Origin of the sequence: Streptomyces sp. SYP-A7185, from assembly GCF_046103685.1 — a bacterium.
In the GTDB taxonomy this organism is placed as follows: domain Bacteria; phylum Actinomycetota; class Actinomycetes; order Streptomycetales; family Streptomycetaceae; genus Streptomyces.
The window spans coordinates 4,225,103-4,246,840 of record NZ_CP122310.1 but is presented as its reverse complement, the minus strand read 5'-3'; the positions used below and the strand labels follow the sequence as shown (position 1 = coordinate 4,246,840).

Annotated in this window: 15 protein-coding genes; 9 read left to right on the top strand and 6 right to left on the bottom strand. The window is 72.7% G+C overall.

Annotated features, from left to right (window positions below; all coding sequences use genetic code 11):
* Positions 1–26 precede the first annotated feature (26 nt).
* Positions 27–1,448 (top strand): sensor histidine kinase, encoded by a 1,422-nt coding sequence (locus tag QBL25_RS18500; RefSeq protein ID WP_409058141.1) that lies wholly within the window; start codon positions 27–29, stop codon positions 1,446–1,448.
* Here the strand turns inward: QBL25_RS18500 and QBL25_RS18495 are convergent.
* Positions 1,445–1,972, bottom strand: coding sequence for an SUKH-3 domain-containing protein (locus tag QBL25_RS18495; RefSeq protein WP_409058140.1), 528 nt, complete (start codon positions 1,970–1,972; stop codon positions 1,445–1,447). The genes QBL25_RS18500 and QBL25_RS18495 overlap by 4 nt on opposite strands.
* A gap of 100 nt (positions 1,973–2,072) precedes the next feature.
* Entirely contained in the window at positions 2,073–2,630 is a 558-nt protein-coding gene (locus QBL25_RS18490) for a YwqJ-related putative deaminase (RefSeq protein WP_409058139.1), read from the bottom strand.
* Positions 2,631–2,930: 300 nt separating this feature from the next.
* Here QBL25_RS18490 and QBL25_RS18485 point away from each other — a divergent pair, with 300 nt between their 5' ends.
* From QBL25_RS18485 to QBL25_RS18475, 3 genes are all read left to right on the top strand, one after another.
* A complete protein-coding gene (locus QBL25_RS18485; protein WP_409058138.1) occupies positions 2,931–3,917 on the top strand; it encodes an SMI1/KNR4 family protein in 987 nt (328 codons plus the stop codon).
* 7 nt (positions 3,918–3,924) lie between these two features.
* On the top strand, positions 3,925–6,765 hold the full coding sequence (locus tag QBL25_RS18480; RefSeq protein ID WP_409058137.1) for an SUKH-4 family immunity protein: 2,841 nt from the start codon (positions 3,925–3,927) through the stop codon (positions 6,763–6,765).
* Positions 6,766–7,008: 243 nt separating this feature from the next.
* Positions 7,009–7,908 carry a cellulose-binding protein gene (locus QBL25_RS18475; RefSeq protein ID WP_409058136.1) on the top strand — a complete coding sequence of 300 codons (900 nt, stop codon included), beginning with the start codon at positions 7,009–7,011 and terminating at the stop codon, positions 7,906–7,908.
* A gap of 140 nt (positions 7,909–8,048) precedes the next feature.
* Here the strand turns inward: QBL25_RS18475 and QBL25_RS18470 are convergent, their stop codons facing one another.
* From QBL25_RS18470 to QBL25_RS18460, 3 genes are all read right to left on the bottom strand, one after another.
* Positions 8,049–9,671 carry a cation acetate symporter gene (locus QBL25_RS18470; protein ID WP_409058135.1) on the bottom strand — a complete coding sequence of 541 codons (1,623 nt, stop codon included), beginning with the start codon at positions 9,669–9,671 and terminating at the stop codon, positions 8,049–8,051.
* Complete coding sequence (locus tag QBL25_RS18465) at positions 9,668–10,195, bottom strand: DUF485 domain-containing protein (RefSeq protein ID WP_409058134.1); 528 nt, start codon at positions 10,193–10,195, stop codon at positions 9,668–9,670. The genes QBL25_RS18470 and QBL25_RS18465 overlap by 4 nt, the downstream gene beginning before the upstream one ends.
* Positions 10,196–10,317: 122 nt before the next feature.
* Positions 10,318–11,859, bottom strand: a complete 1,542-nt coding sequence (locus QBL25_RS18460) for an MFS transporter (RefSeq protein ID WP_409062698.1) — start codon at positions 11,857–11,859, stop codon at positions 10,318–10,320.
* Positions 11,860–12,358: 499 nt separating this feature from the next.
* Between QBL25_RS18460 and QBL25_RS18455 the strand changes: the two genes are divergently transcribed.
* From QBL25_RS18455 to mfd, 3 genes are all read left to right on the top strand, one after another.
* Complete coding sequence (locus QBL25_RS18455) at positions 12,359–13,147, top strand: ABC transporter ATP-binding protein (RefSeq protein WP_409058133.1); 789 nt, start codon at positions 12,359–12,361, stop codon at positions 13,145–13,147.
* Positions 13,144–15,729: an ABC transporter permease gene (locus tag QBL25_RS18450; RefSeq protein WP_409058132.1), complete on the top strand. Its 2,586-nt coding sequence runs from the start codon at positions 13,144–13,146 to the stop codon at positions 15,727–15,729. Before QBL25_RS18455 ends, QBL25_RS18450 begins: the two co-directional genes overlap by 4 nt.
* Before the next feature lie 231 nt (positions 15,730–15,960).
* A complete protein-coding gene (gene mfd, locus QBL25_RS18445; RefSeq protein ID WP_409058131.1) occupies positions 15,961–19,515 on the top strand; it encodes a transcription-repair coupling factor in 3,555 nt (1,184 codons plus the stop codon).
* A 9-nt stretch (positions 19,516–19,524) separates the two neighbouring features.
* Here the strand turns inward: mfd and QBL25_RS18440 are convergent, their stop codons facing one another.
* Positions 19,525–19,950, bottom strand: coding sequence for a nuclear transport factor 2 family protein (locus tag QBL25_RS18440; RefSeq protein WP_409058130.1), 426 nt, complete (start codon positions 19,948–19,950; stop codon positions 19,525–19,527).
* 238 nt (positions 19,951–20,188) lie between these two features.
* Here QBL25_RS18440 and QBL25_RS18435 point away from each other — a divergent pair, with 238 nt between their 5' ends.
* Both QBL25_RS18435 and QBL25_RS18430 read left to right on the top strand, forming a co-directional pair.
* The gene (locus QBL25_RS18435; RefSeq protein WP_409058129.1) at positions 20,189–20,929 is read left to right on the top strand and encodes an HNH endonuclease family protein; all 741 of its coding nucleotides are present in this window, start codon (positions 20,189–20,191) and stop codon (positions 20,927–20,929) included.
* A gap of 62 nt (positions 20,930–20,991) precedes the next feature.
* Positions 20,992–21,735, top strand: a complete 744-nt coding sequence (locus QBL25_RS18430) for an N-acetyltransferase (RefSeq protein WP_409058128.1) — start codon at positions 20,992–20,994, stop codon at positions 21,733–21,735.
* Positions 21,736–21,738: the final 3 nt, after the last annotated feature.

Below are 21,738 nucleotides of genomic sequence, written 5' to 3'. Positions count from 1 at the left end.
GGCTTGTCGCCCGTAGGCTGGAAGACATGACCACGACGGGGGAGAACCACAGCGCGGCCGTGACCGGGCCGTGGTGGTGGGAACGGCGGCGCAGTGCCGTGCTGGATGTGGGGCTCGCGCTGGCGTCGGCGGCGGAGTGCGGAGCCGAGGGGATCACGTTCGCGGGGGACACGGGGGTTCCCACGGGGGTGGGAGTCGCGTTCGGGGTGGTGGCGGGCGCCTCGCTGGTGCTGCGGCGCCGATGGCCGATCGCGGTGGTGCTCATCTCCATCGCGATCACGCCCGCGCAGATGGGCATCTTCCTGACGGTGGTCGGGCTCTACACGCTCGCCGCCTCCGAGCTGCCGCGCCGCATCATCGGCTCGCTCGCCGGGATGTCGCTCCTGGGGACGCTGATCGTGACGCTCGTGCGGACGCGGCAGGACATGGAGAGCGGGGAGCTGGGCTTCGCGGAGGGGTTCATACCGTTCATCGCGATCACCACGTCGATCGGTCTGACCGCGCCACCGATCCTGCTCGGGCTGTACGTGGGGGCGCGGCGCCGCCTGATGGAGAGCTTGCGGGAGCGCGCGGACAGCCTTGAGCGCGAGTTGCAGCTGCTGGCCGAGCGGGCCGAGGAGCGTGCGGAGTGGGCGCGCAACGAGGAGCGGACCCGTATCGCGCGGGAGATGCACGACGTGGTCGCGCACCGCGTGAGCCTGATGGTGGTGCACGCGGCGGCGTTGCAGGCCGTGGCGCGGAAGGATCCGGAGAAGGCCGTGAAGAACGCCGCGCTGGTCGGCGACATGGGGCGGCAGGCGCTGACGGAGCTGCGCGAGATGCTGGGTGTGCTGCGGACCGGGGAGCCGACGCCGGCGGCGGGCGGGCGGCACGGTTCGGTCTCCGACGTGATGCCGCTGGCCGCGGTGGGTTTCGCGGCGGCCGCGGCCGCGTCGCGCGCGGTGGACGAGGACGGGCCGTGTCTGGCGGAGCTGGACGAGCTGGTGGGTCAGTCGCGGGCGGCGGGGATGGCGGTGGATCTCTCCGTGGAGGGCGATTCGCGGGCGTACGCGGCGGACGTGGAGCAGACCGCGTACCGCGTGGTGCAGGAGGCGTTGACCAACGTGCACAAGCACGCGGCGGGTGCCAAGACGTATGTCCGGCTGGCGCACCGGGGCGCGGAGATCGCGATGCAGGTGGAGAACGAGCCGCCGCCGGAGGCGGGTGCGGGTGACGCCCGGCTGCCCAGTGGGGGCAATGGCCTGGTGGGCATGAAGGAGCGGGTCGTCGCGTTGGGCGGCGTGTTCGTGTCGGGTCCGACGGACGCGGGTGGTTTCCGGGTGTCGGCGGTGCTGCCCGCGGCGGTCGTGGCCGAGCGGCCTCAGGGGGAGGTGCGGGCGCAGGCGCCGTCGTCGGTGCAGGCGCAGGCGCAGTCGCAGGAAGAGGAGAAGGAGAAGGAAGAGGCCTAGCCCGCCTTGAGGCGTTCCGGCTGGGTGCCCGACGCGAGGGTGGCGAGGGCTTCGTCGATGTGCGGGCCGAGGTACCAGTCGCCGCTGTGGTCGAGGCTGTAGACGCGGCCCTCGGCGTCGATGGCGAGGAGGGCCTGGGTCTCGGTCTCCTCTCCTATGGGGCAGACCTCGGTGTCGAGGGCGCGGCCGAGGTCGCCGAGGGTGCGGGCGAGGTGGAGGCCGTAGAGCGGGTCGAGGTGCACGGCGGCGGGCGCTATGTGGCGGCCGGGGCCCTGCGGGGTGATGTGGAGACCGCCGAATTCGGCCCACGCTTCGACGGCCGCGGGGAAGACGGCGTGCCGGTGCCCGGCGGGTGAGGTGTGGCCGCGCAGGACGTCGGCCCAGATCTCGGCCTGCTTTATGTCCCAGCGGCCGGGGGTCCAGCCGGCGGCGCGCAGGGCGGCGTCGACGGGGACGGGGAAGCGGGGCGACGCCGCGGTCTGGGCGGTGTGTGCGGGGTTCTCGGTGTGCGGTTCGGTGTGCATGGGTGGCCCTCGTTGCGGTTCAGGGTCGGCGGCTCTGTGGCTCGGCTCTACGGCTCTGCGTGCTCGGCGGCTCTGCGGCTCGGCTGTTCAGTGGTGGGGATCAGGATTCGGGGGTCGGGGGTTCCACGATCCGTACGCCGAAGTGCGCGGTGAGGGCGGTGCAGGAGCGGCAGGGCCGGGCGAATCCGCCGTGCAGGGGGTCGCCGTCCTCTCGGATGCGGCGGGTGGTGAGCTTGGCGTGCTTGAGGGCTTTGCGGGCTTCGCCGTTGGTCATCGGTTTGCGTGCGGCGCGTTTGGAGCGGCTGCCGTCGGCGGCCGTGAGGTGGCGCGAGATGAGGATGGCTTCGGCGCACCGCCCGGTGAAGCGTTCGCGCTGGCCGCTTGTGAGGGTGTCGAGGAAGTCCTGTACGAGTGGGTGCAGGGCGGGCGGTTCCTCGCCGCGGCCGGCGGTACAGGTGAGGGTGGCGCCGCGGACGGAGAGCGCGGCGGCGACGGTGGGAAGTATGCCGTCGCGGCGCTGGCGCAGGGTGGGCGCGTGCGCGGTGGTGCTGCTCCAGCCGACGCGTGGGTCTCCCGCGCCCGCGGGGTGGCCGTCGGTCGCCGAGGGCGCCGTCGTGGCCGCCGTGTGGCCGGTCGTGCCGGTCTGTGCCGTGTGCATGGTGGTGCTTCCCTCCCCGCAACTCGCGGTCGTGACCGCGTGTGCCACGCCCCCGCGTTGCGGGGACAGCCTGCCAAATGGGGCGGGTGGTGCGGAAGCTGGGGCACCGCGACACGCCCGGCTTTCGTCGCACGGTGACGGTCCGGTGGCTGCTGGTCATGGAACCGGAGGCCCGGTGACCGGTGTCGTCCTTGCGCATAGGCTGTCGACATCCGCAGACGCGGAACGCGGGACGAAGTACGCAGAACCGACGCACAGCGATCCGCAGAACTCTTCACAGTGCCGCAGGGGGCAACCGCCATGACGACAGGTCGGCTGGGGCAGCAGGCCGCACCGCCGAACGCGGCCTACGCCGGGCAGGTCGTGCACTTCCCGGATCCGGTCCGGGCCACGCGCCACCCCCGAGGGGTGCGGGTGGACGAGCACGGCTATCCGGATTTCTCGGCCTACGCGCGTGCGGCGGCCGAGATCGCCGAGCCCCCGGAGGGCTTCGGCGTCGACGAGCTGCGCCTGACGGACTACGTCTCCGCGAACGCGGCGATGGCGGCGGCGGACCACGAGCTGTGGGACACGATCGCTCCGGTGGCGACGCCGCACGGCTGGACCTGGCACCACGTGCCGGGCGGCCGGCGCCTCGAACTGGTCCCGGTGGAGGTGAAGGCGCTCCTGCGGCACCACGGCGGGCTCGCCACGACGCCGGTGGACCAGGACAAGAGGGGTACGCGCCCGTTGCAGGAGACCCGTCCCGCGCATCTGGCGCTGCCGAAGTCGGCGGTCGCGGTGAGCGAGCAGGACGTCCTGGGCGTGGAGGAGGAGTTGGGCTACCGGCTGCCGGGCGCCTACCGTTCCTTCTTGAAGGCCGCGGGCGGTTGCGCCCCGGTGGGCACGGCGCTGGACGCCGAGCTGGGTCTGCTGATCGACCAGCCGTTCTTCACGGTGCGGGACGAGGCCGCGGTCAACGACCTGGTGTACGTGAACAAATGCCTGCGCGACCATCTGACCAAGGATTATCTGGCGGTCGGTTTCGTGCAGGGCGGTCTGCTGGCCGTGAAGGTCAAGGGCGACCAGATCGGTTCGGTGTGGTTCTGCGCGTACGACGACGCACGGGACGTCTCGGAGACGGCCGGCTGGGCGCCTGCCGAGCGGGTGCAGCGGCTGCTGCTGCCGTGCGGTGACGACTTCGACGCGTTCTTGTCCCGGCTCGCGGGCAATCCGCCGGAGTTGGAGACCGTGGCGAACCTGATGGTGGACGGCGGCTTCGCGCACGCCGTCCCGGTGGGGGAGTGACTTGTCGATGGTGACCTTCGCGCAGGCGCAGGAGCGCGCCGAGGAGTGGATCAACGGCGATGTGCCCGGATACCAGCACCGTGAGGTGCGGGTGCGGGAGTTCGAGCTCGGGTTCGTCGTGTGGGCGGAGGACCGTGAGAACGGTCCGGTGTCCGACGGCGGCCGGCAGCGGCTCGTCATCGCGCGGGACAGCGGCGACGCGACCCTCTGGCCGGGGCTGCCGGTCGGCGAGGTGATCCGCCGGTACGAAGAGGAGTACGGCGCCCCGGACGTGGCGCCGCAGGACGCGGTTCCGGCGCCGCCTGAGCGGGTCGACCTGAATCAGACGTCGTTCCTGTTGAGCCCTCCGGAGTGGCTCCAGGAGGCGGCGGACAAGCTGGGCATCCCGGACCGCCGGGGCGAATCGGCCACGGGGTCGGGCCCGTCGGACGCGAAGCCGGTTCCTTCGCCGTCGCCGTCGCCGTCGCCGTCGCCTTCCGCCGCCTCGGCGTCGGCTGCACCGTCTGCGCCGTCTGGGCCCTCCGCTCCCGAAGCGCCCGGTGGCGGTACGCCGTGGCCCGCCGCCGCGGAGTCGAACACGCCCGTCGGGGCCACCCCGTGGGCCGGTACGGACACGAACGCGGATTCCGCGGACGACGACCGTTCGGTGGCCGCGCCCGCGACGGTGTTCGCGCCGCCGCTGGTCGGCGGCGACGCGGACGACGCGCCGCCGCCCGGTGTGGCGCCGGAGGCCAAGACCGCGCTGATGCACGGCGGCAGCGGCCTGCCGTCGACGACGGTGGCGCCCGCGATCGGCGGCCCGGACACACCCCCGCCCGCGGGGCCCGGCGCTCCCGACGCGTCGGCGTACGGCTATCCGCAGGGACCCGGCGCTCCCGGCGCTCCCGGTGGCCCCGGCGGGCAGCCCCCGGCCGCTCCCGGCCCGAACCTTCCGCCGCCGCCCGCCGGTGCCGCGGTGAACATGCCGCCGCCTCCGGGCGTGAGCGCTCCCGACCCGTCCGCGTACGGCTACCCGCAGGGTGGTCCCGCTCCGGCCGCCGCCCGGCCCGCCGGGCCGTCCGGTGCGGGGGACATCGCCGACGCCGCGACCAGCAAGGCCGCGCCGCCGCGTGCCGCACGGGGCAGCGGTGCCAGTACGCCGCCGCCTCCCGGCGCCCCGGGGACTCCCGGTGTGGCGCAGGGGAGTACGCCGCCGCCGTCCGGCCCCGGCGCTCCGGGCACCCCGGCGGGCGGTTACGTCCCGACGCAGCTCGTCTCCGCACTCGGCCCCGACGGACCGCAGCCGCCGGCGGCTCCGGACGCCCCGCAGCCGCCCTCGGCTCCGGGGACGCCTCCCGGTGGTGTGCACCACGCGGCGACGATGCTGGCGGACCCGAGCATGGGCGGCCCCGGTGGGATCAAGCCGCCGGGTGCTCCTGGAGCTCCCGGTGCTCCGGGTGCCCCGCAGCCGCCCGGTCCGCCCGGCGCCCCGGGTGCTCCCGGTGCGCCCCAGCCTCCCGGCCCGCCCGGTGCTCCGGGGACGCCTCCCGGTGGTGTGCACCACGCGGCGACGATGCTGGCGGACCCGAGCATGGGTGGCCCCGGTGGGATCAAGCCGCCGGGTGCGCCCGGTGCTCCGGGTGCCCCGCAGCCGCCCGGTCCGCCCGGCGCCCCGGGTGCGCCCCAGCCTCCGCAGGCTCCCGGTGCTCCCGGTGCTCCCGGCGGTGGCGTCCACCACGCGGCGACCATGCTGGCCGGGCCCGCGGTCGGTGGCCCCGGTGCGCCGATGCCGCCGCAGGCCCCGGGCGCTCCGGGTGCCCCCGGCATGCCGCCCCCGGCGCCCGGACACCCCGGCCCCGGTCAGCCCTACGGCTACCCGCAGCCGCCCACCGGTCAGCCGACCGTCGGACCCGGCTACCAGGCGGTGCTCCGCTACCGCGCGCAGGACGGCTCCGAGCAGCAGCTCATCCGCCGCTCCGCGCCCGGCACGCCGCACCCGGAGTGGCAGATCCTGCACGAGCTGCGGGGCATGAACGTGCCGCCGCAGCAGGTGCTCGAACTCCATACCGAGCTGGAGTCCTGCGAGCTGCCCGGCGCGTACTGCGCCCGCATGATCCGTGAGACCTGGCCGCAGGCGCGGATCACGAGCATCGCCCCGTACGGCAGGGACCACGGGTCCCGGCAGGGCGGCATGCAGCAGCTCATCGCGCACCAGGCCGAGCTGCACCAGGTCGCGGACGGTCCGGCGCGCCCCGCGCCGGTGCGCGCGCCGCTGCCGCAGGTGCAGCCCGCGCCGCCGATCCCGCCGGAGGGCGTGGCGCAGGAGCTGATGGGCGCGTTCGGGCCCGGCATCTTCCGCTTCGACCAGCGGGCGGTCTCCCGGCAGGGCGTGCCCGACCTGGTGGCGCACACGCTGGTCGTGGCGGGTCTGCCGGTCGACTTCGGCCCGTTCTTCTGGGCGCAGGCCCAGCCGGGCCGTCCGGTGCCGACGCTGGCCGAGACGGCGCAGGAGCGCGGGGTGCAGCCGGCGTCGGACGCCGGTTCGTACCTCGTCATGGGCAGTGACTTCGGCCGCGCGATCTGCGTCCAGTACGGCACGGCGAACATCGTGGCCGTGCCCGTGGAGGCGGGTCCCGGCGGTGCTCCGGTGCCGCCGCAGTTCGTGAACACGGGTCTGCCGGAGTTCGCGCGCTGCCTGGCGCTCCTCGGCCGCATGTGGCGGCTGCGGTTCGGGCTCAACCAGGAGCAGGCGGGCCGCTGGACCGTCGACTTCCAGGGGCAGCTCGCGGCGCTCGACCCGGCGGCGCTCGCGTCGCCGGAGAGCTGGTGGTCGGTGCTGCTCGAACAGATGTGGGACGGCCTGCTCTGAGCCGGCCCCTGCGGGGGCCGCACGTGGTCGAGGCGCTCGCCCCCTGCCGGGGGCCGGGCGCCTCGGCGTTTTCCGGGGCCGCGCGGAGACCTCCCTCCCCGATTCCGACTTCTGCCGGGAAATGACGCATCCTTGAACGGATGAGATGAGCGGAGTGTCGCGTTATGAGCACTTCCGCTTGATCCATCAAGATGTGCGCCAATCGCGTAATACGCGCGTGGTGCGTCGGAGGAGGGATTCCAGATGAGCAGCGGTTCAACGGCGTCGGAGCACGGCTTCGTCACCGTGCGCGGACGTGGCTACCGTCCCGAGCAGGTGGACGCCTGCGCCCTCGACCTGTCCCGGGACCGCGACGGCGCGTGGGAACGCGCCGCACGGCTCACCGTCCTCGCCAAGGAGATGGAGGCGGAGGCGGAACGGCTGCGGGACGTCGTCTCGCAGCTCGCCCCCCAGACGTACGAGACGCTCGGCGAGCGCGCGCGGCAGATCCTCGCCCTGAGCGAGGCGGAGGCCTCGGCCGTACGGGAGACGGCCGAGGCCGACGTGCAGCGCGCGACCGAGGCGGCGGATGCGGAGGCCCGTGAGGTCCGCGGCGCCGCTCGCGCGTACGCGGACGAGATCCTCGGCGAGGCCGACGAGCGGGCCCGGCAGCGGCTGCTCGCCTGCCGGGCGACCGCGGACGAGACGCGGATCGCGGCCCGCCGTGACGTGAAGGAGTGGCGGGGCGAGGCGCTGGCCGCCCTGCGGGAGATGCGGCAGCGCAGCGCCGCGCTCCTGGAGGAGCAGGAGAAGGAGCACGCCGAGCGCTGGGAGGCCGCCGAGCGGGAGATCGCCGAGCGGGAGGCTCAGGCGCAGGCCGCGGAGGCGGCGCTCGTGGCCGCCGCCGAGGCCGGCCTGTCCGAGGCCAAGCGGGCCTTCGCGGAGGCGGAGGAGTCCGCCCGGCACGGGCAGGAGGACGCGGAGGCGCGGGGCGCGGAGCTGGTCGCCGCCGCGGTGGCGCGGGAGGAGGGGATCTCCCGGGAGACGGAGCGGATGCTGCGGGAGCACGGGGAGGAGTGGGACGAGGTGCGGGCCCACATGGAGCATGTGCGCAGCAGCCTTGCGGCGCTCACGGGGCGGGCTGCCGCCGAGGGGGCGCCCTAGGCCTGGGCGGGGGCCTTCCGAGCCGCCGCTTCGCGGCGATTTTCTCCCGCCCGCCCGCCTACCCGCCCACCCGTCCGATCGCCCGGCGGTCTCCCTCTTGCCGAAGGGCAACCCCCTCTCTCCTGCCGAAGGGCTCCGCTCTACTTCCGCGTCACCCCCGCCAAGATCCAGCCCTCCACCGCCTCGTACCGCCTGCGTTGTTCCTCTGCCTCCCTCGGGCCCGACGACACCGTGCCCAGCCAGCCGAGGAAGAAGCCCAGCGGGATGGACGCCAGGCCCGTCGTGGTGAACGGGAACCAGTTGAAGTCGTGGTTCGGGAACGCCGACGTGGGGGCGCCCGAGACCAGGTTGGTGCCCGTCATCAGGACGGCGGAGCCGAGTGTGCCGCCGATCAGCGTCCACAGCAGGCCCCTGCGGGTGTAGCGGCGCCAGAAGAGGCTGTAGACCAGGGCCGGGGCCAGGGCCGAGGCGCCCAGGCAGAACGACAGCGTGACCAGGGGCTGAAGGTTGCGGTGCTGCACCAGGACTGCGAGGACGATCGCCACGCCCCCTATGCCGAGCGCCGAGACGCGGGCCAGCGTCATCTCGCGGCGCGGGGTGAGCTGCTTGCGCAGGCGCAGGTGCGCGAAGACGTCGTGCGCGAGGGAGTTGGCGCAGGCGAGGATCATTCCGGCGACCGAGGCGAGCAGAGTCAGGAAGATCGCCGTGGTGACCGTCGTGAAGACGAGGGTCTCCGCCGTCGACGCGCTCGCCCCGAACACCGCCTTGGAGCCCATCAGATAGGCCGTGTTGCCCTGTGGGTCGGCCTCCGCGATCGCCGCGCGGCCGATCATCGCCGTCGCGCCGAAGCCGATGATCGAGATGACGATGACGAACAGCGCCACCGACGACACCGCCCAGGACAGCGAACGGCGCACCTCGGGCGCGCTGCGCGCCGTGTACATGCGCATCGTGACGTGCGGCAGGCACGCGCCGCCGAGCACCACCGTCAGCTCCGAGCTGATCATGTCCAGGCGCGGGTGGGGGCCGCCCGCGAACTGGAGGCCGGACTGGAGGAAGGCCGGGCCCGCGCCGCTGCCCTTCTCGGCGGCGGCCAGGAGCGCGCCGACGTCCCAGTCGAAGCGGCGCAGGATCAGGGCGGCGATGACCACCCCGGAGCCGAGCAGCATCACCATCTTCATGATCTGGATGAGGGCGGTGCCCTTCATGCCGCCGATCGCCGCGTAACTGATCATGAGGGCGCCGAGCGCGATGACGCAGGCCGTCTTCACGCCTTCGCCGGAGAAGCCGAGGATGAAGGAGAGCAGGTCGCCCGCGCCCGCGAGCTGCACCAGCATGAGGGGGATCAGGGCGGCCAGGGTCGCCGCGCAGGCCGTGACGCGTACGGCGCGGCCGGGCATCCGGCGGGCCAGGACGTCGCCCATGGTGAACTGGCCCGCGTTGCGCAGGGGTTCGGCCAGCAGGAACATCAGGAGCATCAGGGACAGGGCGGTGCTCAGGGCCAGGACGACTCCGTCGTACCCGAGGAGCGCGATGATGCCGCCGGTGCCGAGGACGGTGGCCGCCGAGATGTAGTCGCCCGCGATGGCCAGGCCGTTGCGCAGGGGGGAGAGGGCGCCGTACCCGGTGTAGAACTCGCCGAGGTTGTCGCGGTCGGGGCCCGTCATCACGCACAGGAGCAGCGTGAGGGTGACGACGGCGGTGAACGCGACGAGGGACATGCCCTGGGCCGCGTCGGCGGCCAGAGGGGCGGCGGGGTTCATCGGTTGGCCTCCAACTCCGCGAGCTTGCGCAGCCGTTCGGCCATGGGGTCGACCCGGCGGCGGGCCGTGGACTCGTAGAGCCCTATGGCGAGCAGGGTGACGGGCACCTGGCACAGCCCGAGCAGGAGTCCGGTGGAGAGTCCGCCGGTGACGGTGTCCGTCATGAGGGACGGGGCGAAGGCGGAGAGGATCAGGAAGAGCGTGAAGTAGCCGAGTGCGGTGAGGGTGGCGACGCGGCGCTGCCAGCGGTAGGCGCTGCGCAGCCGGCGCAGGTCGCCGTGGCGGCCGAGTGCGGGGTGCCGGGGGAGCCGTGGGGGCGGCGGGGGAGGGGGTGGCGCGGCGGGCTGCCAGGGGTAGGTGAGGTAAGAGGGGGAGGAGGGCGACGAGGGCGACGAGGGATGTGTGGGGGACGTGGGAGCGGTGGGGGGTGAGTCGTGTGGCGGGGTGTGCGGGCGGTAGGCGTGCTGTGGATAGCGGGGTTGACGGTGGTGCTCGGGCCCCTGGGGCTGGTGAGGGTGGGACATCCCGGTTCTCCTTGCGCGGCGTCGGTCCGGTGCGGGACCGCAGGGAGCGAGAGGTGAGGATCGAGCACGTTACTTGTAAGTAGTAGAGCCGCGAAGGGTTTTGCCCATACTGGTCGGTCGGTTTATTCGGCTGGTCGTTCCACGGGCCGTTCACGCGTGACCACTTCGGTGTTCTCCCCGGCCTTCGGGGCTCTGACCTTGCTGTTCTTGCCGTCCTCGCCGTCCTCGCCGTTCTCCGGGGTGTCCGCCCCGATTACCGGAAACCGCCGAGGAGCCAGGAACACCAGTACGAGGAGGGCGAGTACCGCCGCGCACCCCGCCCCCGCGTACACCGTGTCGACCGCCGAGTCGACCGCCCCGCGCAGCCGTTCGGGATCCGCGACCGAGGCCGGGTCCTCCAGGGCGTGCGCGACCGAGTCCAGGGAGCCCGCGCCGCCGAGCCTGGACGTGAGGACTCCGTTGGCGACCGCGCCGAAGAGGGCCGCGCCCAGGGTCTGGCCTATCTGCCGGCAGAAGAGGATGGAGGCGGTGGCCGTGCCGCGCTCCGACCAGCCGACGGTGGACTGCACGCCCACGATCAGCGGCAGTTGGAAGAGCCCGAGCGCCGCGCCGAGCAGCAGCATGATCAGCGCGGGCTGCCAGGCCTGCCCCGGGTAGGGCAGGAAGGGGAACGCGAAGAGGAAGAGCGCGGCCCCGCCGATGCCGACGAGTGCCGTGTCGCGAAAGCCCAGCCTGCGGTAGACGTGCTGGCTCAGGGCGGCCGAGACCGGCCAGCTGAGCGTCATCACCGAGAGCACGAACCCGGCGGCGATCGGCGCGAGACCGAGCACGGACTGGGCGTACGTCGGCAGGAAGACCGTCGGCGCGACCATCAGGAGGCCGAGCGCGCCCAGGGCGAGGTTGACGGCCGCGATCGTGCGCCTGCGCCAGACCCAGCCGGGGATGATCGGCTCCGCCGCGCGCCGCTCGATGGCCACGACGGCCGCCGCGAGCAGCAGTCCGCCGGTGAAGAGCGCGAGCGAGGGCGCGGAGAGCCAGCCCCAGGCGACGCCGCCCTGCACGAGCGCGGTGAGCAGGACGCCGCCGCAGGCGAACACGGCGAGCGCGCCCGCCCAGTCGATGCGCCCCCGGGTGGCCTGCGCGCGCTCCGGCTCGTGCAGGTGGCGCACGATCAGCCACAGGGCGACCGCCCCGATGGGCAGGTTGATCAGGAAGATCCAGCGCCAGTCGGCGTACGCGGCGATCAGACCTCCGAGCGCGGGGCCCGCGATCGACGAAGCGGCCCACACGGTGGACAACTTCGCCTGGATCTTGGGGCGTTCCTTGAGGGGGTAGAGGTCGGCGGCGAGCGTCTGCACCGTCCCCTGGAGCGCGCCGCCGCCCAGGCCCTGGACGACGCGGAAGGCGATGAGCGCCCCCATGTTCCAGGCCACGGCGCACAGCGCGGAGCCGATCAGGAAGAGGATGCTGCCCGCGACGAGGACCGGCTTGCGGCCGAAGGTGTCGGAGAGCTTGCCGTAGAGGGGCAGGGTGACGGTGACGGCGAGCAGATAGCCGGAGAAGAGCCAGGAGAAGACGGAGAAGCCGCCGAGGTCGCCGACGATCTGCGGGATGGCGGTCGAGACGATCGTGGAGTCCAGGGCGGCGAGCGCCATGGCGAGCATGAGGGCGGCGACCACGGGTCCGCGCCGCCGCACTACGTCCTGCGTGCCCGCCGTCTTCGTGCCGCCGTCCGCGTCCACCGAAATCCCTTCCCCCTGCATCTATTTGCTCCCGGCCACCCTCTCACCCGGTGTACTCCCGGGGGCAGGGGTGGAGAGCATCCCGGCAGGTGGGTCGGTGTGCGCTCGGCAAGAGGGTGGAGCGACCCCGAGAACTGCTCCACCGGCGGGTGGAGATCCCCTAGGGGAACCTCCGTACTACGGACCGGGGGGCGTTCGTACTGCCGGAGGACGAGAAGGGCCCGGCCGCTTCTTAGATTGGCTTTATGCCGACGGGGGCGGGCCGGACAAGGGCCGGTCGGCCAGCCACACCTTCGGGGGTGGGGTTTACCCCACCCGAAGACTGCGCTGGGCACCAGCGCGCGGAAGCCGTCGGACGACCAGAATCTTTATGCGCGGCGAACACGTCCGACCTACGCGTAACCGACTTAGGAGACTTACCGTGACATCGGCTGTAACCATTCCCAGGCACGGGGGCACTGGAGGGCGTACGGCCGTGGCGGCACGGGCGCGCCAGGTCGTGAAGGCGTACGGCACCGGAGAGACCCGGGTCGTGGCGCTCGACGAGATCGACGTGGACATCGCCCGCGGGCAGTTCACCGCGATCATGGGTCCTTCGGGTTCCGGCAAGTCGACCCTGATGCACTGCCTCGCGGGCCTCGACACCGTGACCTCCGGGCAGATCTACCTCGACGAGACCGAGATCACCGGTCTGAAGGACAAGAAGCTCACGCAGCTGCGCCGGGACCGGATCGGCTTCATCTTCCAGGCGTTCAACCTGCTGCCCACGCTCAACGCCCTCGAGAACATCACGCTCCCGATGGACATAGCGGGCCGCAAGCCCGACCGCGGCTGGCTGGACCAGGTCGTGGAGACCGTCGGCCTCGCGGGCCGCCTCAAGCACCGCCCCACCGAGCTCTCCGGCGGCCAGCAGCAGCGCGTGGCCGTGGCCCGCGCCCTGGCCGCGCGGCCCGAGATCATCTTCGGTGACGAGCCGACCGGAAACCTCGACTCCCGCGCGGGAGCGGAGGTGCTGGGCTTCCTGCGCAAGTCCGTGACCGAGCTCGGCCAGACCATCGTGATGGTCACGCACGACCCGGTGGCCGCCTCGTACGCGGACCGGGTGCTGTATCTCGCGGACGGCCGCATCGTCGACGAGATGTTCGAGCCGACCGCCGAGAGCGTCCTCGACCGCATGAAGGACTTCGACGCGCGGGGGCGTACGTCATGAGCGTCCTCAAGACCTCGATGCGCAACTTCTTCGCGCACAAGGGCCGCATGGCGCTCTCCGCCGTGGCCGTGATCCTGTCGGTGGCGTTCGTCTGCGGCACGCTCGTCTTCTCCGACACGATGAACACGACGTTCGACAAGCTCTTCGCCGCGACCTCCGCCGACGTCACCGTCACCTCCAAGTCCGCGACGGACCCCGGCGACCGGCCCGACACGGGCAAGCCCGAGTCGATGCCCGCCTCGGTCGTGGACCGGGCGAAGAAGGCGCAGGGCGCCAAGTCCGCCGAGGGCGCGGTCGTCAGCGAGAGCGTCACCGTCGTCAACTCCGAGAAGAAGAACGTCGGCCCCACCGGCGGCGGCCCGACCATCGCCGGCAACTGGACCCGCAACGACCTGCGGTCGATGGACATCACCTCCGGCCACGCCCCGCGCGGACCCACCGACGTGATGATCGACTCCGACACCGCGGACAAGCACGACCTGAAGATCGGTGACGAGCTGCGCACCATCGCCGTCACCGGCGACCACACCGCCAAGATCTCCGGCATCGCCACCTTCAAGGTCACCAACCCCGGCGCCGCGATCGTCTACTTCGACACCGCGACCGCACAGCGCGAACTCCTGGGCGCCACCGGCCGGTTCACGCACGTCAACGTGACCGCCGACGCGGGCGTCAGCGACACGGTCCTCAAGCGGCACGTCGGCGAGGCCATGGGCGCCGACGCCACCGCGTACCAGGTCAAGACGCAGCAGGAGAGCGCGGACGACAACCGCAAGAGCGTCAGCGGCTTCCTGGACGTCATGAAGTACGCGATGCTCGGCTTCGCCGGGATCGCCTTCCTCGTCGGCATCTTCCTGATCATCAACACCTTCTCGATGCTGGTCGCCCAGCGCACCCGCGAGATCGGCCTGATGCGGGCCATCGGCTCCAGCCGCAAGCAGGTCAACCGCTCCGTGCTCGTCGAGGCGCTGCTGCTCGGCGTGATCGGCTCGGTCCTCGGCGTCGGCGCGGGCGTCGGGCTCGCCATCGGCCTGATGCAGCTCATGTCCGGCATGGGCATGGAGCTGTCCACCCAGGACCTCACCGTCAAGTGGACGACCCCCGTGGTCGGCATGGTCCTCGGCATCGTCGTCACCGTCCTGGCCGCCTACCTGCCCGCCCGGCGCGCCGCCAAGGTCTCCCCGATGGCCGCCCTGCGCGACGCCGGGACACCGGCCGACGGCAAGGCGAGCGCCCTGCGCGCGGTCATCGGCCTGGCCCTCACCGGCGCCGGCGTCTTCGGCCTCTACACCGCGTCGCAGGCCGACAAGGCGAGCGAAGGCTCGCTGTTCCTCGGCGGCGGCGTCGTGCTCACCCTCATCGGCTTCGTCGTCGTCGGCCCGGTCCTCGCCAACGGCGTGGTCCGCGTCATCAGCGCCGTCCTGCTGCGGATGTTCGGCCCCATCGGGCGCATGGCCGAGCGCAACGCCCTGCGCAACCCGCGCCGCACCGGCGCCACCGGCGCGGCCCTGATGATCGGCCTCGCCCTGGTCGCCTGCCTCTCCGTGGTCGGCTCCTCGATGGTCGCGTCCGCCACGGACGAACTCGACAAGTCGGTCGGCGCGGACTTCATCATCCAGTCCGACAACGGCCAGGCGATCACCCCCAAGGCCGCGAAGTCCCTGGAGAAGGCCGAGCACGTCGCCCACATCACCCAGTACAAGGACATCAAGGCGGACCTGACCGCCCCGGACGGCAAGAAGGCGCAGGAGGTGGGCCTGAGCGCCGCCGACGCGACCTACGCGCAGGACCTGCGCAGCGAGACCGTCGCGGGCACGCTCGCCGACGCCTACAAGCCGGACTCCATGTCGGTCGGCGAGGACTTCGCCAAGGACCACGGCATCTCCGTCGGCGACAAGGTGCGGCTCGCCTTCGACCACGGCAAGACGGCCGACATCACCGTGCGGGCCATCACCTCCGGCGACACCTCGATCGACTCCGGCGCGATGTACGTCAACATCGACACCGCCGCGAAGTACGTGCCCGCCGACCGCATGCCGCCGAACGAGATCATGTTCGCCAAGGCGGACGAGGGGCAGCAGGACGCGGCGTACGCGTCGCTGAAGGCGGCCATGTCCGACTACCCGCAGTACAAGGTCATGGACCAGACCGACTTCAAGCAGACGCTCAAGGACCAGGTCGGCCAGATGCTGAACATGGTCTACGGCCTGCTCGGCCTCGCGATCATCGTCGCGATCCTGGGCGTGGTGAACACGCTGGCCCTCTCGGTGGTCGAGCGGACCCGCGAGATCGGCCTGATGCGGGCCATCGGCCTCTCGCGCCGCCAGCTGCGCCGCATGATCCGCATGGAGTCGGTGGTCATCGCCCTCTTCGGCGCGCTGCTGGGTCTCGGGCTCGGCATGGGCTGGGGCGCCACGGCGCAGAAGCTGCTCGCCCTGGAGGGCCTGAAGGTCCTGGAGATCCCCTGGCCGACGATCCTCACCGTCTTCGTCGGCTCGGCGTTCGTGGGCCTGTTCGCAGCGCTCGTACCGGCCTTCCGGGCGGGCCGGATGAACGTCCTGAACGCCATCGCCACCGAATAGCTCCCGCCACGGGGGTGCGGGAGACGGCCCCGGCCGGTGCGCGAGCACCCGCCGGGGCCGGCTGCCGTCCGAGAGGGGGGCGCGCGCCGGCCGGATCGTGCCACCTGGTCTCTGCGGCCAGCGGCTGTCACTCCGTGGTCGTACGCTGGAGACCCCCGGCCCGTATGACGTTGCCGGGCGGTTCGCGTTGCCCCGCGCGCCCCGGAACCTGGACGGAAAGCGAAAGCCCACATGAGCCTGCACGGTCTGCTCGACGCTGTCGTCAAGGACCCCGCCCTCGCCGAAGCGGTCAAGGCGGCCACCGACGGCCACCGCACCCACGTGGATCTGGTCGGCCCGCCCGCCGCCCGGCCCTTCGCCGTCGCGGCCCTGGCCCGTGAGACCGGGCGCACCGTCCTCGCCGTGACGGCGACCGGCCGCGAGGCCGAGGACCTGGCCGCCGCCCTGCGCACGATCCTGCCGCCGGACGGCGTCGTGGAGTACCCCTCCTGGGAGACCCTGCCGCACGAGCGCCTCTCGCCCCGCTCCGACACCGTCGGCCGCCGCCTCGCCGTCCTGCGCCGCCTGGCGCACCCGCGCCCCGACGACCCCGAGACGGGCCCGGTGTCCGTCATCGTCGCGCCCGTGCGCTCGGTGCTCCAGCCGCAGGTCAAGGGCCTGGGCGACCTGGAGCCCGTGGCGCTGCGCACCGGCGAGAGCACGGACCTGAACGAGACCGTGGAAGCCCTCGCGGCCGCCGCGTACTCCCGCGTGGAGCTGGTCGAGAAGCGCGGCGAGTTCGCCGTGCGCGGCGGCATCCTGGACGTCTTCCCGCCGACCGAGGAACACCCCCTGCGCGTCGAGTTCTGGGGCGACGACGTCGAGGAGATCCGCTACTTCAAGGTCGCCGACCAGCGCTCCCTGGAGGTCGCCGAGCACGGCCTGTGGGCCCCGCCCTGCCGCGAGCTGCTCCTGACCGACGACGTGCGCGAGCGGGCAGCGGCGCTGGCCGAGGCCCACCCCGAGCTGGGCGAGCTGCTCGGCAAGATCGCCGAGGGCATCGCCGTCGAGGGCATGGAGTCCCTCGCGCCGGTCCTGGTCGACGACATGGAGCTGCTGCTCGACGTCCTGCCGAAGGACAGCATGGCCGTGGTCTGCGACCCCGAGCGGGTGCGCACCCGGGCCGCCGACCTGGTGGCGACCTCGCAGGAGTTCCTCCAGGCCAGCTGGGCCGCGACCGCCGGCGGCGGCGACGCGCCCATCGACGTGGGCGCGGCCTCCCTGTGGGGCATCGCGGACGTCCGGGACCACGCGAGCGACCTCGGCATGATGTGGTGGTCGGTCTCGCCCTTCGCGGCGGACGAGACCCTGACCTATGGCGCTGACGCGCCGGGTGGCGACGACACCCTCAAGCTCGGCATGCACGCCACGGAGACCTACCGCGGCGACACCGCCAAGGCCCTCGCCGACACCAAGGGCTGGCTCGCCGACGGCTGGCGCACGGTCTACGTCACCGAGGGCCACGGCCCCGCCGCCCGCACCGTCGAGGTCCTCGGCGGCGAGGGCATCGCGGCCCGCCTGGACGGCGAGCTCACCGAGCTGACGCCCTCCCTGGTGCACGTCTCCTGCGGCTCGATCGACTACGGCTTCGTCGATCCGGCGCTCAAGCTCGCCGTGCTCACCGAGACCGACCTCTCGGGGCAGAAGGCGGCCGGCAAGGACGGCCAGCGGATGCCCGCCCGCCGCCGCAAGACGATCGACCCGCTGACCCTGGAGACCGGCGACTACATCGTCCACGAGCAGCACGGCGTCGGCCGCTACATCGAGATGGTCCAGCGCACGGTCCAGGGCGCCACCCGCGAGTACCTCGTCGTGGAGTACGCCCCCGCCAAGCGCGGCCAGCCCGGCGACCGGCTCTACATCCCCACCGACCAGCTGGAGCAGATCACCAAGTACGTCGGCGGCGAGGCCCCCACGCTGCACCGCCTGGGCGGCGCCGACTGGACGAAGACGAAGGCGCGCGCCAAGAAGGCCGTCAAGGAGATCGCCGCCGACCTCATCAAGCTGTACTCCGCCCGCATGGCGGCCCCCGGCCACGCCTTCGCCCCCGACACCCCCTGGCAGCGCGAGCTGGAGGACGCATTCCCGTACGTGGAGACGCCCGACCAGCTCACCACCATCGCCGAGGTGAAGGACGACATGGAGAAGACGGTCCCGATGGACCGTCTGATCTGCGGCGACGTCGGCTACGGCAAGACGGAGATCGCGGTCCGCGCCGCCTTCAAGGCCGTCCAGGACGGCAAGCAGGTCGCGGTCCTGGTGCCGACGACGCTGCTCGTGCAGCAGCACTTCGGCACGTTCTCCGAGCGCTACTCCCAGTTCCCCGTGAAGGTGCGGGCGCTGTCGCGCTTCCAGACGGAGAGCGAGTCCAAGGCGACCCTGGAAGGCCTGCGGGACGGCTCGGTCGACATCGTCATCGGCACCCACCGCCTCTTCTCGTCCGAGACGAAGTTCAAGGACCTCGGCCTGGTCATCGTCGACGAGGAGCAGCGCTTCGGCGTCGAGCACAAGGAGCAGCTGAAGAAGCTCCGCGCGAACGTCGACGTCCTGACCATGTCGGCCACCCCCATTCCCCGTACGCTCGAAATGGCCGTCACCGGCATCCGCGAGATGTCGACGATCACCACGCCGCCCGAGGAGCGCCACCCGGTGCTCACCTTCGTGGGTCCGTACGAGGAGAAGCAGATCGGCGCGGCCGTCCGCCGCGAACTGCTGCGCGAGGGCCAGGTCTTCTACATCCACAACCGCGTCGAGTCCATCGACCGCGCGGCGGCCAGGCTCCGCGACATCGTGCCCGAGGCCCGCATCGCCACCGCCCACGGCCAGATGTCCGAACAGGCCCTGGAGCAGGTGGTGGTGGACTTCTGGGAGAAGAAGTTCGACGTGCTCGTCTCGACGACGATCGTCGAGTCGGGCATCGACATCTCGAACGCCAACACGCTGATCGTCGAACGCGGCGACAACTTCGGCCTCTCCCAGCTGCACCAGCTGCGCGGCCGCGTGGGCCGTGGCCGCGAGCGCGGGTACGCCTACTTCCTCTACCCGCCGGAGAAGCCGCTGACCGAGACCGCCCACGAGCGTCTTGCGACCATCGCCCAGCACACGGAGATGGGCGCGGGCATGTACGTGGCGATGAAGGACCTGGAGATCCGCGGCGCGGGCAACCTCCTGGGCGGCGAGCAGTCGGGACACATCGCGGGCGTCGGCTTCGACCTCTACGTCCGCATGGTGGGCGAGGCGGTGGCCGACTACCGCGCGTCCCTGGAGGGCGGCGTCGAGGAGGAGCCGCCGCTGGAGGTCAAGGTCGAGCTGCCGGTCGACGCGCACGTCCCGCACGACTACGCCCCCGGCGAGCGCCTGCGCCTGGCCGCCTACCGCTCGATCGCCTCGGCGAGCAGCGAAGAGGACGTCAAGGCGGTCCGCGAGGAACTCACCGACCGCTACGGCAAGCTGCCCGAGCCCGTGGAGAACCTCCTCCTGGTGGCGGGCCTGCGCATGCTGGCCCGCGCCTGCTCGGTCGGCGAGATCGTGCTCCAGGGCAACAACATCCGGTTCGCCCCGGTGGAGCTGCGGGAGTCCCAGGAGCTGCGCCTGAAGCGGCTCTACCCCGGCACGGTCATCAAGGAGAACGCCCACCAGCTGCTCGTCCCGCGCCCCAAGACCGCCAAGGTCGGCGGGAAGCCGCTCATCGGGCGGGAACTGCTCGGCTGGGTGGGGGAGTTCCTGACGACGATCGTGGGGTCGTAGGGCGGCCCGCTAGGGGGTGCAGGCGTCGGCGATCGAGCGGCTGTTCTCGTAGAGGTGGTGCCGGGTGATCCGGCCGTCCTCGACGGTCAGCCGCAGCGCGAACGGCCCCTCGAAGGACTTGCCGGTCGCGCGCACGGTGCCCCACAGCCGGCCGAAGATCACCGCGTCAGCGCCGTCGACGAGGAGCGTGTCGACGCTCGCTCCGGCCTTCTCCGGGACGGTGTGCGCGGCGAGTTCGGCGGACTGGGCCGCGCACTCGGCGGCGCTGGAGCGGGGCCGGATCCACGGCACGCCCGGGTTCTCGGCGAGCAGCCAGTCGACCTCGTCGGCGAAGAGGGCGGCCAGGCCCTCGGCGTCCCCCGCGAGGCGGTACCGGAGGAAGGCCTGGACGGCGGCGCGGGTGGCGGCTTCGGTGGCGGCGGGCCGTGCGGTCATGGCTGGCTCCTCGGTCGGTGTTCCGGGGGACGCGGGTGCGTCCCGATGGCTTCGATGCTTCCGCACGGGCGGGCGGGGGTCGATTACCTCGCAGGTCATGCGGGGGCGTGGCCGACCCGGTCCGTACCGGTCACTCGGTACGGTGGCGGGGGCGCGACACCAGCGCGCGAACCAGGGGAGGGGAAGTGCCGTGGGGCTTGGGGCCGTTGTGGGACGCAGCTGTTTTCCGGTGAGGTCGATGCCGCGCCAGGAGCGTGATCGTCGCGGCAGGGGCGTGCGGGCCGCGCTGCTGCTCGCCCTCGTGGTCACCGCGTCCGGCACGGGCTGCTCGCCGCAGGACGTGGCCGGCGGATCCTCCGGGCCCGACGCCGAGGCGGGCCCCGCGCTCGCCGCGGTCGACACGCTCACCGTCAAGGGCCGCGCGCCCAAGACCGGCTACGACCGCGACCGCTTCGGCAGCCCCTGGGCCGACACGGACTCCAACGGCTGCGGCACCCGCGACGACATCCTCAAGCGCGACCTGGAGGACGTGAAGTACCGCGACGGCGACTGCGAGGTGACGGCGGGGAAGCTCGCGCCCGACCCGTACACCGGCAAGGACGTCACGTTCGTGCGCGGCCGCAGCCAGGTGGACATCGACCATCTCGTCGCCCTCTCGGACGCCTGGCAGAAGGGCGCGGGCACGTGGGAGCCGGGCAAGCGCATCGCCTTCGCCAACGACCCGCTCAACCTCCTCGCGGTCGACGCGGGCCCCAACCGCGGCAAGGGCGACGGCGACACGGCCACCTGGCTGCCGCCGGACAAGGGGTACCGCTGTGCCTATGTGGCGCGGCAGGTGGCGGTGAAGAAGAAGTACGAGGTGTGGGTGACGGGCGCCGAACGGGACGCGATGAAGCGGGTCCTTTCGGGCTGTCCGCGGCAGAAGCTGCCGTCCGGGGGCGGCCCGACGGCGGCGCCCGGCCGGTTCCACGCCCGCTGAGGCCTCCCCGGCGCACGGAAAACGGCTTAACGGGCGGGGCGGCGTCCGCTAGCGTCCGGGGCATGGACCTGAAGATCACGACGCTGGCCGAGCGGCCCGGACTCGCCGGGCCGCTCTGGGAGATGGACGAGACCTGGCCGGAGTTCATCGGGCACGACCCGCTCGCGTGGTCGCTGATCGGGCGGATCGTCGCCGACTTCCCCGAGTACGTCCTGGTCGCCACGGACGAGCGGGGCACGGTCGCGGCCAAGGGGTTCAGCGTGCCGTTCGCGCTGGAGGCCCAGGGGCGCGGGGAGTTGCCGGACGGCGGCTGGGACCAGGTCATGCTGTGGGCGTTCTCGGACCTGCGGCACGGCAGGAAGCCCGACACGGTGAGCGCGATCGAGATCACCGTGGCCAGGCAGTTCCTGGGGCAGGGCGTCTCGGGACGGATGCTCGCGGCGATGCGCGACAACGCACGCGCGCGGGGCTTCGCCCAGGTCGTCGCCCCGGTCCGCCCGAACGCCAAGCACCTCGAACCGGCCGCGTCGATCGACGCGTACGTACGGCGCACGCGGGACGACGGGCTGCCCGCCGACCCGTGGCTTCGGGTGCACGTGCGGGCGGGCGGCAGCGTCGTGAAGGTGGCGCACGCCTCGATGACGGTGTCCGGCTCGCTCGCGCAGTGGCGGGCGTGGACGGGCCTGCCGTTCGACACCGCGGGCCCCGTCGAGGTGCCGGGCGCGCTGGTGCCGGTGCTCTGCGAGCCGGAGCGGGGGTACGCGGTGTACGTGGAGCCGAACGTGTGGGTGCGGCACGTGCTGTGAGGG

Coding starts and splice junctions, on each gene's coding strand:
- QBL25_RS18500 (WP_409058141.1), top strand. CDS start 27: ATGACCACGACGGGGGAGAACCACAGCGCGGCCGTGACCGGGCCGTGG.
- QBL25_RS18495 (WP_409058140.1), bottom strand. CDS start 1,972: ATGCACACCGAACCGCACACCGAGAACCCCGCACACACCGCCCAGACC.
- QBL25_RS18490 (WP_409058139.1), bottom strand. CDS start 2,630: ATGCACACGGCACAGACCGGCACGACCGGCCACACGGCGGCCACGACG.
- QBL25_RS18485 (WP_409058138.1), top strand. CDS start 2,931: ATGACGACAGGTCGGCTGGGGCAGCAGGCCGCACCGCCGAACGCGGCC.
- QBL25_RS18480 (WP_409058137.1), top strand. CDS start 3,925: ATGGTGACCTTCGCGCAGGCGCAGGAGCGCGCCGAGGAGTGGATCAAC.
- QBL25_RS18475 (WP_409058136.1), top strand. CDS start 7,009: ATGAGCAGCGGTTCAACGGCGTCGGAGCACGGCTTCGTCACCGTGCGC.
- QBL25_RS18470 (WP_409058135.1), bottom strand. CDS start 9,671: ATGAACCCCGCCGCCCCTCTGGCCGCCGACGCGGCCCAGGGCATGTCC.
- QBL25_RS18465 (WP_409058134.1), bottom strand. CDS start 10,195: ATGTCCCACCCTCACCAGCCCCAGGGGCCCGAGCACCACCGTCAACCC.
- QBL25_RS18460 (WP_409062698.1), bottom strand. CDS start 11,859: ATGCTCGCCATGGCGCTCGCCGCCCTGGACTCCACGATCGTCTCGACC.
- QBL25_RS18450 (WP_409058132.1), top strand. CDS start 13,144: ATGAGCGTCCTCAAGACCTCGATGCGCAACTTCTTCGCGCACAAGGGC.
- mfd (WP_409058131.1), top strand. CDS start 15,961: ATGAGCCTGCACGGTCTGCTCGACGCTGTCGTCAAGGACCCCGCCCTC.
- QBL25_RS18440 (WP_409058130.1), bottom strand. CDS start 19,950: ATGACCGCACGGCCCGCCGCCACCGAAGCCGCCACCCGCGCCGCCGTC.
- QBL25_RS18435 (WP_409058129.1), top strand. CDS start 20,189: ATGCCGCGCCAGGAGCGTGATCGTCGCGGCAGGGGCGTGCGGGCCGCG.
- QBL25_RS18430 (WP_409058128.1), top strand. CDS start 20,992: ATGGACCTGAAGATCACGACGCTGGCCGAGCGGCCCGGACTCGCCGGG.